Source organism: Paenibacillus ginsengarvi (genome assembly GCF_003626695.1).
Taxonomy (GTDB): Bacteria; Bacillota; Bacilli; order Paenibacillales; family NBRC-103111; genus Paenibacillus_AB; species Paenibacillus_AB ginsengarvi.
In genome coordinates, this window is the sequence record NZ_RBAH01000002.1 from 359578 (window position 1) to 376089 (window position 16512).

The 16512-nt window shown below is 54.4% G+C and carries 13 protein-coding genes; 9 read left to right on the forward strand and 4 right to left on the reverse strand.

Annotated elements, in window-relative coordinates:
- Nucleotides 1-121 precede the first annotated feature (121 nt).
- Nucleotides 122-1411: an ABC transporter substrate-binding protein gene (locus D7M11_RS04710; protein ID WP_120746008.1), complete on the forward strand. Its 1290-nt coding sequence runs from the start codon at nt 122-124 to the stop codon at nt 1409-1411.
- A gap of 66 nt (nt 1412-1477) precedes the next feature.
- On the opposite strand, the gene D7M11_RS04715 is transcribed toward D7M11_RS04710, so the two are convergent.
- Both D7M11_RS04715 and D7M11_RS04720 read right to left on the reverse strand, forming a co-directional pair.
- Nucleotides 1478-2296: a helix-turn-helix domain-containing protein gene (locus D7M11_RS04715; protein WP_120746009.1), complete on the reverse strand. Its 819-nt coding sequence runs from the start codon at nt 2294-2296 to the stop codon at nt 1478-1480.
- 241 nt (nt 2297-2537) lie between these two features.
- On the reverse strand, nt 2538-3413 hold the full coding sequence (locus tag D7M11_RS04720) for an AraC family transcriptional regulator (RefSeq protein ID WP_120746010.1): 876 nt from the start codon (nt 3411-3413) through the stop codon (nt 2538-2540).
- Nucleotides 3414-3590: 177 nt separating this feature from the next.
- Here D7M11_RS04720 and D7M11_RS04725 point away from each other — a divergent pair, with 177 nt between their 5' ends.
- Nucleotides 3591-4436 (forward strand): phytanoyl-CoA dioxygenase family protein, encoded by an 846-nt coding sequence (locus tag D7M11_RS04725; RefSeq protein ID WP_120746011.1) that lies wholly within the window; start codon nt 3591-3593, stop codon nt 4434-4436.
- 258 nt (nt 4437-4694) lie between these two features.
- Nucleotides 4695-6863, forward strand: a complete 2169-nt coding sequence (locus D7M11_RS04730; protein WP_120746012.1) for a Sip1-related alpha-galactosidase — start codon at nt 4695-4697, stop codon at nt 6861-6863.
- Nucleotides 6864-6892: 29 nt separating this feature from the next.
- On the opposite strand, the gene D7M11_RS04735 is transcribed toward D7M11_RS04730, so the two are convergent.
- Nucleotides 6893-7804: an AraC family transcriptional regulator gene (locus D7M11_RS04735; protein ID WP_205127026.1), complete on the reverse strand. Its 912-nt coding sequence runs from the start codon at nt 7802-7804 to the stop codon at nt 6893-6895.
- 224 nt (nt 7805-8028) lie between these two features.
- Here D7M11_RS04735 and D7M11_RS04740 point away from each other — a divergent pair, with 224 nt between their 5' ends.
- From D7M11_RS04740 to D7M11_RS04765, 6 genes are all read left to right on the forward strand, one after another.
- A complete protein-coding gene (locus D7M11_RS04740; RefSeq protein ID WP_158606433.1) occupies nt 8029-9360 on the forward strand; it encodes an ABC transporter substrate-binding protein in 1332 nt (443 codons plus the stop codon).
- A gap of 80 nt (nt 9361-9440) precedes the next feature.
- Nucleotides 9441-11648, forward strand: a complete 2208-nt coding sequence (locus tag D7M11_RS04745; RefSeq protein WP_158606434.1) for a glycoside hydrolase family protein — start codon at nt 9441-9443, stop codon at nt 11646-11648.
- Between the two features lie 106 nt (nt 11649-11754).
- On the forward strand, nt 11755-12159 hold the full coding sequence (locus D7M11_RS04750) for a sialidase family protein (protein WP_193556108.1): 405 nt from the start codon (nt 11755-11757) through the stop codon (nt 12157-12159).
- A gap of 27 nt (nt 12160-12186) precedes the next feature.
- Entirely contained in the window at nt 12187-13254 is a 1068-nt protein-coding gene (locus tag D7M11_RS04755; RefSeq protein WP_120746017.1) for a discoidin domain-containing protein, read from the forward strand.
- Nucleotides 13255-13303: 49 nt separating this feature from the next.
- Nucleotides 13304-14380 carry a sialidase family protein gene (locus D7M11_RS04760; RefSeq protein WP_120746018.1) on the forward strand — a complete coding sequence of 359 codons (1077 nt, stop codon included), beginning with the start codon at nt 13304-13306 and terminating at the stop codon, nt 14378-14380.
- A gap of 36 nt (nt 14381-14416) precedes the next feature.
- Nucleotides 14417-15607, forward strand: a complete 1191-nt coding sequence (locus D7M11_RS04765; protein WP_120746019.1) for a glycosyltransferase WbsX family protein — start codon at nt 14417-14419, stop codon at nt 15605-15607.
- A gap of 32 nt (nt 15608-15639) precedes the next feature.
- Here D7M11_RS04765 and D7M11_RS04770 read toward each other — a convergent pair whose 3' ends face one another.
- Nucleotides 15640-16473, reverse strand: a complete 834-nt coding sequence (locus D7M11_RS04770; protein WP_120746020.1) for a helix-turn-helix transcriptional regulator — start codon at nt 16471-16473, stop codon at nt 15640-15642.
- Between the last annotated feature and the right edge of the window lie 39 nt (nt 16474-16512).

The window sequence follows — 16512 nt, forward strand, 5'->3', positions numbered from 1 at the left end:
CGCTCTGCAGAGAAATGAAATAGAGTGCATGAAAAACGAAGTATGCGTGCATAGGAAATGAAAACGGTTTCGAATACGATTAGATTGTTAACGTTAACTATTATTTCTAGGGGGATTTAGAATGAAAACCAGACTTATGGCGGCATCGGTACTATGTGTTATACTTGCAAGCTCTTGCAGTGGGCCCAAGGATGCAAACGGAGGACAAGGAGCAGGTTCGACGCCATCGGTAAAGGAGCAAGAGCCTGTAACCGTAACGGCGGTGATAGACGGGACGTACGACGAGCAGTTTGCGGAATCCTTACGCCGGCATATTAAGATGAAGTATCCGAACATAACCTTGGATATGCTTACTTCAAACTCGGGCACCCTGGACAATCTGCTTGCAAGCAATATGATTCCGGACCTTGTTTTCACTTACAACGGCAACCTGAAATCCTACAAAGACAAAGGACTACTTTATGATCTGAGCCCGCTTATGAAACAAGTGAACGTACCCGAGGAGCGTTTCGAAGCCAATTACATGGCCGATATACGTAACGCGGTGGATGGCACAGCTATATATGGGCTTCCATACGAAACGACATTTCATGCGTTGTTTTATAACAAAGGAATCTTCGATATGTTTGGAGTGCCCTACCCGAAGGCGGGCATGTCTTGGGACGACGTATACGAGTTGGCCAAACGCGTGACACGCCAAGAAGGCGGCGTGCAATATCGCGGAGTCGACCCCGGCAGCGGAGTGATCTGGATTTCGCAGCCGTTGTCGATTGCGGCGGTAGACTACAGAACAGAGAAAGCTTCCGTGAAGTCGGATCAATGGAAGATGATTTTTGAGCTGGTTAAAAAAATGTACGACATTCCGGGCAATACGCCGGTAGGCGCGCCGCTGGATCAATTTACAAAAACAAAGACGCTTGCCATGTTAGGACAACTGAACATTTTCGGCCGATTGGCGGATGCCGAAAAAGAAGGCATGGACTGGGACGTAACGCAGTATCCGAGCTTCAAGGAACGTCCAAATACGTATGGGAATGCAAGCGTATCCGTGGCGATCATCACACAGACGAGCAAGCATAGGGAAGCGGCGATGCAAGTACTGGACGTATTGACATCCGATGCATACCAGACCGAGCGTACCCGCGGAGGCGCTATCACAACCTTGCGCAGTCCGGGAGTGAAGGCCGAATTTGGCAAAGACGTCCCGTCGCTTACGGGCAAGCATGTGGAAGATATTTTTAAAAGCAAGCCGGTGCCGTATCCTATTGCCTCCATGTACCGTTCCAAAGCCGAAAGCTTGTTGAAAAAGGAATTCGATAAATTTGCTGCCGGCGGCATGGATGTCATTACGGCGCTAAACCAAGCGGATGAAGCGATCAACAAATTAATCGAAGCGGAACGGATCAAATAAGCTTGCGTTCATCTATCAATCGGACAAAAGCGCCTTTACCGACAAACCGGTTAAAGGCGCTTTTGCTCATAAATGATGCGCTTTGCGATATTGCGAAGGGCTCATTTGCATCTTTTTGGAAAAAATGCGGCTAACGTACAGCCCGCTTTCATAACCGCATTTTGCAGCGATCTGATCAAGCGTCATAGTAGTTTCGGTGAGCAACCGACATACGCGTCTGAGACGCAAGGCGGCCAGATAATCCGACGGCGTTGCCTGGTAGACCGAGCGAAACCGGCGGGTAAATTGTACAGGACTAAGTCCAAGCTCATCGGAAATACGTCTGATGCTGACAGTGGAGGCCAGATTGTCCCGCAGCCATTGTTCGGCTTGTTCCATTAGAGCATCCGGCTGCGGCATGTGGCCGCCCTGGTTTCCCTGCTCCTTCTCCACCGCATGCAGCTGCCATATGTCTTGCAGCAGCAATCGCTTGCGTTGCAGGCCTAGCTCATCCTTGTCTATTCGCCATCGTTCCATATAGGAACAGGAAGATAGTACGCGGCCCCAGTCCTGAATAATCAGCTTGCCCGCCATGCCTGGCAAGAGCGATTGATCTTCCCGAATTTCATCTCCATCGGGCGTGAATAATCGGAAGTAGATCGACAGAAAGGACAAAGGCTCCAGTACTTCCCGCTCAAAAGGGATATCCGGCGGGCAAAGCAGCAGTTCACCCGAAGCCGCAATGCCTTGTTTGGTCGCAATCCGAAAACGAAGGCTGCCCTTCTCAATGACGAACAAGGTCCATAGCAGATTGCTGTCTTTGTGGAATTGAAATTGGCTCTTATTGTTCCATCTCGTCACAATAAGTACTTGCGGAAGAAGTTGTTCCATGCGCCATTTTTGCATCCCGTTCCAACTCCCTTGTCAAACCAATCAAGTTCATGTCCCTTGCAGAAAGCGGGGGTCCCGCCGGCTCATGATAACATTATAGCAGAAGCAAAAAACGTATAGGTAGATTGTCTTCGTTGTTTCCTCTTAGGCGCTATCTCCGTATAGAACAGAATGACAGATAAATAGGAAACGGCATTTGATAAACAGTATGAAAAAGGGAAAGGAACGGCTTCCGACGACAAAACTCAACAAACGATTAATGCATTTTCAAACGAAAGCGAGAAGGAGGCATACCGGTACTGCGCTTAAATGATTTGGAAAAATGAAAAATATCAGAAAAGCCACAATAGTCCGCAATTTCCTGATTGCTCAAATTCGTTGTAGCTAGCAGTTCTTTCGCATGCTGGATTCGCAGATGCAGTAAATATTGATACGGAGACATCCCGAAATGCTCACGAAAAACAACGTTGAAACGAGAAGGCGACAAGTTCGCTCTGTGCGCCATCTCGCCTACGGTAAGAGGTTCCGACAACCGGAATGACATATACGAGGTAATCCAGTTCATGACCTGCTTCGAGTCTGACGGCTTATCCTGTTCCTTCAGATGGTCTTTAAGTATCATAAGAACGAGTTCAGTCGCCACATTTTGCGTTTCCAACTGTGCCAGAGGATTCATGTGCTGACAAAGCTGTACAAGCCGCAGCATCTTTTCCCGGAATTGGACTGGCTGGCTCGGGGTGAACCGGACCGGAATGTCGATCCCCTGCAGATCGTTCAAGCGAGGCTGTATCAAATGACGGTACTCCGCCAGGTCCGACTGGCCGGGCCGGGTTGTGAAGCTTTGTTCGCGTAGCGGATTATAAAAAAAGTCCATATGGACAAAGGGCGTAATCGTATCGGTAACGCCTTCCAGCGTGAGCATCCAGTCCGGTTGGATTAGACAAATGTCGCCGGCCTCGAACTGGTATTCTTTGCTGTTTACCGTTGCGATAAACGTTCCTTCCTGCACATAAATTAGCAAATAATCGAGCAGCTTTCGCTCTGGGACGAACCACGGCTTGCGTATGGCGTAATCGGCTTGCCGGATAAAGGGGACGATTGGAGTTTTAGCGGTCTGTTCGCTCAATTGCATGTATATCCTCCTCCGCAGGGCGGACCCGCATGTACATCTAACCGAATCTTACCAAACCCTGCAATGAGATGACAATTGCTTTTGACAAATAGGATAAATCGATTTGACATTCAGATCGATTCCCTCGTGCATTATGATTAAGGTGACCCATACCATCCATCGAAGGGAGGACTGTTTATGAATTCCCAACAGAGTAGTAATATTTATCCGGAATTAGGCAGTGATTATCGGATCGAAAAAGAACAGTACCAATCATATCTCGAAAAAGGCCATATCGTGCTCCGGGGAGTAGCCATTCCGGAAGAAGCGATGATTTATCGCAACGAGATTTGCGATCAGGTGCGCAAGCTAAATCCGCACCAGAAAGATTTGAACGACCGGGATACTTACGGGAAAGCATTTATTCAGGTAGGCAACCTGTGGAGACAAAGTAAAGTAGTAGAGAAATTCGTATTGGCCCGCCGCTTCGCGAAAATAGCAGCGGATTTGATGGGAGTAGAGGGGATCAGAATTTATCATGACCAAGCGTTGTTCAAAGAGCCTGGAGGAGGGCACACACCTTGGCACCAAGACCAAATATATTGGCCTTTGGATACCGAGCACACGATTACGATGTGGATGCCGCTCGTCCCCATTTCCGAAGAAGTCGGCTCGATGACGTTTGCTTCCGGGACCCATAAAGAAGGCCCTATTACCCGCCAAGTCATATCGGACGAGTCGCATAAAACGCTCTCGCAATACGTTACGTCCAGGGGGTACGAGCAGGTGAATTACGGGGCGATGGCTGCTGGCGACGCGACCTTCCATTCGGGATGGACCGCGCATTGCGCACCGGGCAACCCGACAAATACCATGAGAGAAGTCATGACGATCATCTATATGGCGGACGGAGTCCGGGTTGCAGAACCTGACAGCTCGGCACGCAAAAACGATTTGCTGGCCGTTTTTCCTGGACTCAAACCTGGAGATATAGCGGCAAGCCCGATTAACCCGTTAGTTTATCATAGAAATTGGGACAAATAACCAGATAAATTATCAAAACCAATATATGATCTAACTAGAAGCCGCGTAAATCGCGGCTTCTTCTGTTTATGGGATTCAGAGGACATCCTCCAAAGCTTTTTGTCGTCTCAAGCTGGCAGCAAAATAGTTCAACGCGATCGAAACATCGTGCTATTGTCGGCTTCCCTTGCAGCGAATAAAGTTAAAGTGTCGACGATGTACAAAGCAATTGCGTGAAACTGGCATTACGATTATAGGCATAAGGGAGATCATTCGTTCATGTTCGTGTTCGATCGGGAAACATCGTCCATTCGTTACGACGGCGAGCCTGCCATTGTTTTACGGGCCATTCGGGTGAAAGCGTCCGTAGCCGGCGAAGGCGAAATCGGATTGTCGCTTCATTCCGCGGAAAAAATGGCGACGGAAGCAGGGGATGAGGACGTTCTCTCAGGCGGGTATCGCCTACAGTATGAAGATGCGCAGAACACCATTACCGCAGAGCTGCTGTTAAGATGGCGAGGGCCGTTTCTGGCCGTGAGCGTGGAGGCTCGAATCCGCAACGGTACGGCCTACCACGCCCAGCGGACGTTTACGGAAAGCGGAGGCATCCGCATCGGAATCGGGCGGCTCGACGGGCTGCAAGGACTGCTGGCGACGTCCAGGCATAAGGAGTGGTGGACTCGTCCGCATTTCGATATGGACCTCAGCCGGCTGCCGCCTCGCACCCAATCGCTTCTGTGGAAGACTGACGCCGGGTACGGCTATCTGTTGCCCATATGCGACGAGCTGCACCGGACCGACTTGACCGGATCGGAAGAAGGACTGGCCGTGCACGTTTCATCGGGGGAAACCGGGCGCGAGAGCATCGACATGAAGGCCGCCATCGTTTTGGGCGCGGGCACCGATCCGTACCGACTCGCCGCGGATAGCGCCGCCGTAGGGTTTGCCGCCCGGGGAAGCGGCGGAAGCGCGCGGGCCGGCAAAACGTATCCGCAGACGCTCGATTACGTCGGCTGGTGCAGCTGGGACGCTTTTTATGCAGAGGTGGATGAGCAGGGGCTAGTAGCCAAAGCCGCAGAGCTGGCCGGGTTCAGGATACCCGTCCGTTGGTTCATGATCGACGACGGCTGGTCGGACGTGCGGGAGCGGAAGCTGCACGGCTTCGAAGCGAATAAGGAGAAATTCCCCGGCGGCCTGGAGCGGACCGTCCGGCTGCTGAAGGAGAAGCACGGCATCCGTTGGGTCGGGGCATGGCACAATATTGCCGGTTATTGGGGCGGAATCGACCCGGACGGAACGGCGTTCGCCGAAGCTAGAGAGTACGTCCACAAGACGCGCAGCGGAAGGTGGATCCCCCATCCCGATCCGGGGAGGAACTTCGGTTTTTGGCAGCTGTGGCACTCGTCCTTGAAACGGCAGGGCATCGATTTCGTCAAAGTGGACAACCAAAGCTCGCTCAACTCCTACTTCGGCGGCGAGCAGTCGATCGCCCGAATAGCCAAGGGGGTGCATACCGGACTGGAGGCGTCGGTCGCCTTGCATTTTGACGGCTGCCTGATCAACTGTATGGGGATGGCGTCGGAAAACGTCTGGCATCGACCAGAGTCTTCCGTCTCGCGCAGCAGTAACGACTTTTTGCCGAAAATCGTGAACGGCTTTGGCGAGCACGCGCTGCAAAACGCCTACAATTCCGTCTACCACGGCCCGTTTTATTGGGGCGATTGGGATATGTTCTGGACCATGCACCATGACTCCGTGCCGCATATGACGCTGCGCGCCGTCAGCGGGGGGCCCATATATTTCAGTGACGGTCCGGGCCGCACGAATCCGGACATCATCCGTCCGCTTATTTATGGCGACGGCAAAATCATACGCTGCCAGCAGGTCGGGCAGCCGACGGAAGAGTGGCTGACGGTCGATCCGCTCACTACGCCCCAAGCTTTTAAAGTGTGGAATAGGGCAGGCGGAGCCGGGGTAGTCGCGGCGTTTCACGTGTATGACGGCGAGGAGGAAGTAGAAGGAGAAGTTGGGCCGAGCGACGTGCCTGATTTGGAAGGCGAAACCTTCATTGTGTACGACTCCTTCCGGAAAACCGCGCAGCGGCTGCAAGCGGGAGATAGGATAACACTCCGTCTCGACCGATTCGAGGCCGTGCTGTTCTTAATGATTCCGGCAGCGGAATCGTTCACCGCGATCGGGTTAACCGACAAGCTGGTCGCCACGGATGCCGTGCTGGAAGTGGAGCGCTCCGACCGTTCGGTTCGGGTGCGGCTCAAAGATAGCGGCTTATTCTCGTTCGTTTCGGAGCGTAAGCCGGCCGCCGCTTTCGTGGGGGACATTCGCGCTGCCGTCGAGCCGGCTGACGAGACAGTGGGGCTGTACAACGTCTTATGCCGGCAGGACGCCGGAAAAACATCGCGGGAAACGGAAATCCGCATCGAGTTTTGAGAGGCGACCGGCATTCCGCAACGCAGAGCCTACTTCTCGATGCGTAAAGAATGGGTCGAATCGGAGCTGCAGCTTTGCCGGTACTCGTTAGGCGTCATGCCGACGAGCAGCTTGAAAACGCGAATGAAGTAGCTGCTGCCGTCGAAGCCGGTATCCCGGGCGATCGTTTCGATCGTTTTGCGGGTTTGGCTGAGCTGGGCGGACGCTTTCTCGATGCGTACTTTACGCAAATATTGCATCGGCTGCAGACCGGTTTTCATATGGAACGTGCGGCAGAAATGGTACCTGGACATGCCGGCGCACGCGGCCAGCTCCTCCAGCGTTAGCGGCAGGGCGTACTGCGACTGCATGAGCTGGATCGAGCGGCGTATCGGCTCGGGCGTATCGTCCAGCTGGACGATCGCGTGTCCTTCGGCCATTCGCTGCAGCTCCATGACGAACCGGTACAGCTCGGCGGAGATGGCGAACTTGTCAAAATCCCGATTGTTGTAGATGTGGGCGTACAGCCTGCTGATGCACTGCATCGGCTCGGGATGGTCCTGAAACGAAATGACGGGGCCGAACAATTGGATGAGGGAGTTCCAATGGCGAATCGCGTCCTCGCCTTGGACGGCGATGAACATAAACTCCCACTCCCCGTCATGTTCGTCGAAATAGTAGACGTGATCGCCCGGCACGGTGCACAGAAAGCCGCAATGCTCAGGAACGAAGTATTCCCGGTTCCGGTACCGGATGACACCTTGGCCGGACAAGGTAAATTGGAAGACGGCGCCGTCTTCCGCCTGCCGCTTTAAGCCATCCCACCGGTAGGAGGACGAATTGACGTGCTCCCAGCCGATGGCGATGAGACGAAGGCTGTCGGACATCGGAGTTATATAGCGCGTATAAAAAGACTGCCGGTCCAGTTCCGCGTGCGGGAATAGCAAAATAATGCACCCCATTCGAAATATCGTTTTATTGTTATCCCCCATTGTATCGGATATGCTAAATATAGCAAGACGGATTCGGCAATTGCAATCGTTTCCATTGTTTCAGGGACTTGGATTATGGATTCGAAACAGTATTCCGCGAAACAATCCAATAAGCCCCTAGAAGCAAGACGTCCCATTCGGGGAGCTAGGCAAAAAAGTACTATTTTATGCGAAAACAAGAAAGGGTGGATCCTATGATCAAAAAAAGCGCAATAGCGCTGTTATCCGGAACGCTGCTGCTGATGGCCGCATGCTCGAACGGAAGCGGGGGACAGGGCCAAACCGGTAATTCGGCGAAGCCGGAAGACAAGAAAGAAGCGGCGGTTAACAAGGAGCCGGTCGAGCTCGTGTTTTACGACGGAGTATCGGATTACACCGAGGAGAGGTTCATGAAAGAAATCGGCGAGCCTATCAAGAAAAAGTTCCCGCATGTGACGCCGAAGTTTTCGCCGTTTACGAAGCTGACCCAGGTGCAGGATCTCATTTCCGCCGGTCAGGCTCCCGATATTATTTTCGCCTCCAGCGGACTGTTCAACGACGTCGTCAACAAATACAACATGCAAACCGATATTATGCCGCTCATCCAGAAGTACAAATACGACCTGAACAAAATCGATCCGGTCTCCGTCGACATGATGAAAGAGATTTCCAAAGGCGGCATGTATGCGCTTCCGACCTTGATGTCTCCGTCGCCGATCTATTACAACAAGGACATCTTCGACAAATTCGGGGTGCCGTATCCGAAAGACGATATGAAGTGGGACGATCTGTACGAGCTGGCGAAAAAAGTTACGCGCAAAGACGGCAACCAGCAGTACTACGGCTTCATGGTGTCATTCCAGCATTTGATGGTGCGCAACCAATTCTCGCTCAACTTGGTCGACCCAGCGACGGAGACGACTTCGTTTGCGGACGAGAAGTGGAACAAAATGACGGCCAACATCTCCCGGTTTTACGAGCTTGATGGGGTCGAGCCGAATGCCCAGAAGCTTGGCGCGGCCCAGCAGCGCGTTATGTTTACAAAGGAAAAGACACTTGCGATGTGGATGCCGGTCAGCACGCTGCTGACGGGGCAGGAGCTGGAAGGGATGAACTGGGATATGGCGCAGTTCCCCGAATTCAAGGAGCTGCCCGGCGTCGGACCGCAGCCGTACCCGATTTCGTTCTACATTACGACAACCAATAAGCATAAGGACCAGTCGTTCGAAGTGATCGCTTACTTGGCCTCGGAAGAATACCAGCTGCCTATGGTCAAGCAGGGGCAGTTCCCGACCGCGCTGACGAGCCCGGCGCTTCGTTCCTCCTTCGGTCAAGACACGGCGATGTACAAAGGGAAAAACGTAAAGGCGATGCTGCCGGCGAAATATGCGAAGGCGTCCGCGTTTACGAAGTTCAATAACTTGTCCAGAAACCAGCTGCAAGCGGCGTTGGAAGCTAACGTGCTGCAGAAAAAAGATATGAATACCGCTCTCCGCGAAGCGGCGGAACGCGCCAACGCGGCGATTAAGGCGGAGAAGGCGAAGTAACGGAAGATTGGGAATTCGCTCGCTATCGTTTTTCGTAACCAACCAATAGGGATGGGGCGGTTGAAATGCAGGAGGCGAACATGTCGAGAAGAGCGATGCTGGCTTCGCTCGGTATGGCCGGAGCGGCGCTGGCAACGGGAGGAATTATGGGAGCAAATGCTGGAAGTGTAAATGAATCTGTATACGGAGCGGGCACGGCGTATATCGATATCGAAGATTACGGTGCCGTACCGGGAGGAGTTACGGACTGCTCCGCCGCGATTCAGAGCGCGATAAACGCCGTCCAAGGCGGTCTGTCCGGGACCGTGCGAATACCGAAAGGAAAGTGGAAGGCCAAAAATCTCGTCGTCGAAAACTGCACGATCGCATTCGACGACGGCGCCGTGCTCGTGCTGGAGCTTGGGGCGAACGATAACGGCATGCTGCTTCGCTCCAACACGCAATTGTTAAACGCCACGTTCGAGGTAACGAATTCAGCGTCTCCGCCTGACGGCAATTTCGGCAACGTTTTTCGTCTCGGCAATTATGAAGCCGTTCCGGGAGAAGTACACTCGGGGATCAGGGTGCATGGAGCGAAGCTGTATTGCCACAATACGGTACGCAAGTCGCAAGCAGTCGAAATACTCGGGCAAGTGAGCGATTTTGTATTAGATGATATTGCATTGTACGGTCCGTTCGACGCGGGGATTATCATTCACTGGGGTGGCGACGTAGGGAGCTCCAATGCTCATAATAAGGAGGTCACTTACTCGTACCATCCGCACGATGGAGTCCTTCGCAACATTCGTTTCTTCCCGTATAACGGCACAGCGGGCAATTTCGGCATCATTTTGTCTGCGGTTTACGACATCACGGTTGAAAATGTCGTGTTCGACGGATGGATACGCCCGTTATGGATTCTCCCGGGCGACGTATATGCCCAAGTCGCAACCGACGCGGAGAAAACGAAAGTTCAGACCGGCATCGTCATTCGCGATCTGGCGATTTGGGACCCGCCTGCAAGGGTAAGCAACAAAGGGGCGGCGCCTATTTTTATACAAGGCGCTTCCGCAACCGTCCGTACGCCGCTCGGACCGACCTACACCCTGGACTCGATATCGTCCGTCCACGTCAGCGGGGTAACTTATGCGCTGTCGCCCGGAAAAACGTATAGCGGCAGTCCGCTGTTGTTGGTGTATTACTCGAGCGGGGTTACGGTGGAACGGGTGACGGCATCCGGCTTCGAAAATGTCGCCGAATATTTGGCGCTCGTCGAATACAGCAACGATTGCCGGATCTCGTATGCGGGCGCGACCGGGGCTGGCAGCAGATTGTACGGCTGCATCAATTGCGCGGTCGACGCGCGAACGACAGGTACGACGAGTACACAAACAGGAGGCAAAAGCGGGCTAACGGCAGCGGGCACTATGCTTAACGCCACGCTAACGGCTCCGCTCGCCATAGGGGCAGCGACGGTTTCGCTGTCTGCGGTCAGCACCACCCTGACCGTTCCAAAAGGACATCGGATATGGCTAACCGGAGATAAATCGGTCATGATCGCCAAAACGATCCAGCTAAGCGCCACGGCGCCTAATACGGTTCAGATCGAGCCTGCGCAAGTTTCCGAAAGCTCCGGTGCGGCTGCCGTCGTAAAAGTCGTTTGCTCGGGGATTACTCTTACAGGCAGCTACTCGAAATGGGAGCAAGGAATCATGCTGTCCGACGTAAACGGAGCGCGGGTCGAGGCGCAGTTTTTGCTGAACGGCAAATACGATGTCATCCTGTCCGGAAGCCGGGCCGACAATATCCGCATCGATAAGTCCAGCTTCGTGTCGGGCGGGCAAAAGAATAACGGCACCTTGCTCGCAAATGTTCACCTCGGCACGACCGGCGACCGGATATCCGTTACGTCATGCGGCTTCGAGCCGCAAGGCAGCCCGCTCGTAAACCGCCATATAGTCGGAAGCGCGGAACTGTCCAACGTATCGATAAGCGATAACGATTTTGGCGGAAGCACACTGGAACCTATCGCGGTCGGCCCTCAGTCGGCGGCAGCCTCGCAGCGAGGAAAAGTAAGCATCTACGGCAATACGTGCAAAATCGGCGCGGCTCCGGTCGCAGCCGGTACGATCCAAGGGCGGTACGTGGGCGGCTCCTTCCATGGGATCGCAAGCGCTGCACCTACAACGGGAAGCTGGCGCACCGGCGACCTGCTCGTGAACGAGGCTCCTGCGGTCGGTTCGCCCAAAGGCTGGAGGTGCACGGCAACGGGCACGCCGGGGACGTGGGTCAGCGAAGGTAATTTGTAACAGCGAGAACCTGCGGGACAAGAATGATTGGCGAAGAACGGGAATAAACGAGGAGGAATCGGAAATGGAAACGATTTTCTTTCGGCGGATTTCTTGTACGGCGACAATGCTTGCGTTGTTAGGGCTATTCGTTGTTCTGCTTGTCCCCGCAGGAACGGCTCTCGCGGAGGTGCGGCATACGAGCATGCCGGATATTACGGTCGCATCGGCTTCCGGCAGCTACAAGCCTTATTTTCCCGATATCGTCAAGACGGGTAATGGCGATTTGGTCGTCGTTTACTATTGGTCCGAGAGTCATGTAGGCGGCAACGGCAAGATCATGATGAAGCGAAGTACGAACAACGGTGCCACTTGGAGCGCGGCGCAAACGGTTGTCGATACGACCTACGACGATCGCGATCCGTCGATTGTCTCTTTATCGGACGGGACGCTGCTCGTGTCCTGGTTTACATACAGCGGCGGGCCGATAGACGTACGCGTTATTCGCAGTGCGGATGACGGAGCGACCTGAGGCAGTCCGGTCACGGTAGGGACCCAAATGTCGTGGGCGGCGACATCGTCCAAAATCGTCGAGCTTTCGAACGGCGATTTGCTCATACCGTTGTACGGCCCCGCTTCCGGTAGCGGTTATCAGCAATCGACCGTCGTGCGGAGCACCGATCAGGGGGCGACATGGCTTTCGTCGACAGAGACGGTTATGGGCTACTCGTTCGGCAGTCAGCTGGTCGAGCCGGCGATTGCCGAGCTGGAGAACGGACATATTCGCGGGCTCATCCGCGCATCTTCGGCAGATAATAAGGGCTACGAGGTCCATTCGTACGACTACGGCGCCACGTGGGGTACGCTCAACAAGCTCGATACGAAAATCCATGCCCCGGAGCTGTTTCGTTTTCCCGGAACCGATCGAATATTCGAGGCGTGGAGCGAGTTCCAGCATCCGGCCGGAGGACGCCCGGTCGTCGTGAACATCCGCGACCTGAACGACCCGTGGAACGGCTCGTCAAGCCGGGTGTTATACTCGAACAGGCAAACGTCCGATATGGGCTATTCGTCGACCGTCCTTCTGGACGATGGCCGGCTGTTCACCGTCTATTACGATGCGCAGAAGCAATTGCTGGGCGGCACCTATTCCAAGCCCGGCAACTGGGAAGGCGATTTCGGAACGAAAATGGATTTGGCGGGTATGTACGCTTCGTCGGCGATTACCGTGACGACGGATATGCTGTATACGGACCCGAACAATGCCGCGACCGGTCCGAAAGGCGCGCTTGACGGCAGCATCGCCTACGGCAGCGCCGCATTCAAAAACGCGACCGCAACGCCGGCGTCTCCTGCGTCCTATACGATCGATTTGCAGGGCGGTCATGAGATCATCGCTATCGGCGTATTGCTTAAAGCGGGCTATGCGGAAACCGCGGACGTGCAGCTATCAGCGGACGGCATCCATTGGGATACCGTACAGACCTATGCGAACGTGAGCATGAACGAGGTCGATTACAAGTATTTCGATTGCGGGAAAACGGTCCGCTTCGTCAAAGTAACGATAACGGCATCCGCCGGATGGGCCGGGCTGAACGAAATCCAATTGTTCGAGCTCGTTCCTTGAGTAAGTTTGCTCTAGCCGTGTAAGTGAGTTTCGAGAGGAGAAACAACATTTGACTATTAAGCCGATCGCCCATATGGCTCTCTATAAGGATGAGCAGTATAACACGTTTCCGAGTATCGTACGGAATGCGCAAGGAACATATATCACGGCGTTCCGGCAAGCTCCCGATCGTCTCGATTCGTACGGGCTCGAGCATATCGATCCGTCGTCCAAGGCGGTTTATGTAACTTCCGAGGACGGAGTCCAGTGGAGCAGGCAGTCCGGCGTCGTATACGACGATTATTTTTACGGCGTTCAAGATCCGTGCTTGAACGTGCTCAAGGACGGAACCGTTTTCGCCACTATATTTATGTGGAAGGTCGCCGAGCAGGAGGACGTTAGCGACCAGCCGGATTTTTCGCACCGCATTTTCGGCCGATGGGCGGGGAAGGCAGTCGGAGCGTATACACTGCGCTCTACGGATGGGGGGATCACTTGGGACCGACCCATCGCCGTAAGCCTCAAGGATGTATACATTCGGGGAAACGTAGCGGAGCTGGATGACGGATCGTTGCTCGCCCCGTTTTACGGTTACGAAGATGGAACTTGGAGCGTCGTGGTGGGGAGGACGAACGATCGCGGTTTGTCTTGGACGCGGCATGCGGTCATCGATCCCGAGGAAGGATACGGCTTTTTCGAGCCGAATTTATACGTAGCCCCATCCGGCAAAATCGTCCTGTTTACCCGCTGCCATAAAACGAAGCCGGAGCAGGGCGATGGCGGGACGGCTTACCCGCTCGTTACCGCCGAGTCCGGAGACGGCGGCCTTACGTGGAGCCGGCCGGTAAAGCGCCGATTTTACTCGCCCAGCCCGTTTCACGTTCTTCGGCTGGAAAGCGGCCAAGTTTTGCTGAGCTACGGATACCGGTTTAAGCCATTCGGCATACGAGCGGCGCTGCTCGATCCGGAATGCGGCAATTTGGAGCAAGCGGAGGAAGTCATCGTCCGCGATGACGGACACGGCTCGGATATCGGGTATACAAGCGCAGTCCAGCTTGAGGACGGCCGGGTGCTGATCACGTACTACTTTTCGGAGCAAGGCGAAAGGCGCAGATATATTGCGGGAACGATTTGTGAAATCGGCTGAGCTGGACGAACAGCCGCAAAAGGGGAGAGAAACACGATGGAGCAGGAACGGCAGCATAAACAAGAACAAGGGCAGCGCGACAAACGTGCGGATACCCCCATTCAAGTAGCGGCTTATTACTTCCCGAACTATCATCCCGATGAGCGAAACGCCAAATGGCACGGGTCGGACTGGACCGAATGGGAGCTCGTCCGAGCGGCGACGCCTCGTTACCCCGGCCACGCGCAGCCGAAAGTGCCGCTCTGGGGGTACGAGGATGAGTCGGATCCGCTCGTGATGGAGAAGAAAATCGATGCCGCCTCCAGTCACGGGATCGATGCTTTCCTCTTCGATTGGTATTGGTACGAGGATGGCCCTTATTTGCAGCGGGCGCTCGAGCAAGGCTTTCTGCAAGCGGCCAATAACGAGCGGCTGAAGTTTGCGCTCATGTGGGCCAATCACGACTGGCAGGACATTCATCCGGCCACGCGCAGCAGGCCGTACAAGACGCTCGCTCCGGGCGCAGTTTCGAAGGAAGCGTTTCTGAAAGCTTGCGGGCATATCGTAGAGACTTATATGGGACACCCGTCTTATTGGCGCGTGGACGGCAAGCTGTATTTCTCGATCTACGAGCTAATGAGCCTCATCGCAGGGCTCGGTTCGATCGACGAAACGAAGGAGGCGCTGGAGCAATTTCGCGGTATGGTCCGAGAGGCGGGGCTCGGCGAGCTTCATCTGAATGCCGTCGTGTGGGGCGTGCAGCTGCTTCCGGGGGAGAAGCAGGTGACGAACGGGAATGAGCTGCTTAGCTTGCTCGGCTTCGACTCGGTTGCATCCTACGTATGGATTCATCATCAAAGGCTGGAGCAATTTCCGCAGACGCCTTACGCCGATACGCGCGAGAAAGCGAGGCGAACGATGGCGGAGCTGACGGAGCAGTACAACGTTCCTTATTATCCGAACGTAACGATGGGATGGGATTCGTCTCCCCGGACGATTCAATCGGACAAGTTCGACCATCTGGGCTATCCGTATATGCCGGTGCTAGGGGACAATACGCCCGGACAGTTCGAGCAGGCTCTGCGGGAGGCGAAAGAGTTTCTGGAGGAAAACGGCGGCTCCGGCACTTCGATATGCACGATCAACGCGTGGAACGAGTGGACGGAAGGCAGCTACTTGGAGCCGGATACCGTGAACGGCATGGCCTATTTGGAGGCGGTCAGGAACGTTTTTCGACCGGAGCGTTAGGCGCGCGATACAGCCCCCGATGACCGTCCCGTTTATCTCGCAAAATGGTTCCGGTAGCGAAGCGGGGCGGTCCCGGTTTCCTTTCGAAAGCAGCTGGTGAAATAGGCGGTGCTGGAAAAGCCGGCGTGCTCGGCGATTTTGCCGATCGGCCAGTCGGTTTTGACCAGCAGCAGCTTCGCCTGATCGAGCCGGAACTTATGCAAATAGTCCATCGGCGTACATCCATAGTAAATTTTATAACATCTCACAATGTAGCCCGGATGAAAATGAAGCGCTTCAGCAAGCGTTTCGTTCGAAATCGGGCTTGCATAATTTTGCTTCAAGTAGGCTTCCGTCTTGTGCGCCAGCAGCTTGGCAGCCGGGACATTCTCCGTTCTTCTGCCCTCATCCAGTCTCCTTAACAGCTCTCCGAACAGGAGATGCTGCTCCCAGAACGATGTGTTTCGGCTTTCCCCGGATAGCCTCAGCAATCTGTTCATAAGCAGGCCTAGCTCCTTCGCATCGGGCGCGGCCGATTGCTGAGGGACGATGATGTCGCCGGAAGCGGGTATGTCCGCTGAACCGTTCACCTCCCATTTGCCCGGAACCTGAAAATGAAGCCAGTAAAACGCCGTCTCCGAGTCGCAAGGCTTTACGGCATAGTGGTGGCGGTCCGGCAGCAGCAGCAGATACTGACCGGGAGTGAGCGACCAATGCCGTTCTTCCTCGCCGATGTATAAAGCCCCCTTGGTCACAAACAGCAAGTCGAACACGCCTAACCGGTATCGGCTCACGTGCTGGTCTCCCGGGGCGTACAGCGCTTTGCCGCATTCCAAAAAATAAGGCAGCGGAGGAGCTTGAATGGATATATACGATTTGTCCTGCACCGGCGATGCTCCTTTTTGCGGGAATCACATGTGTCAAAT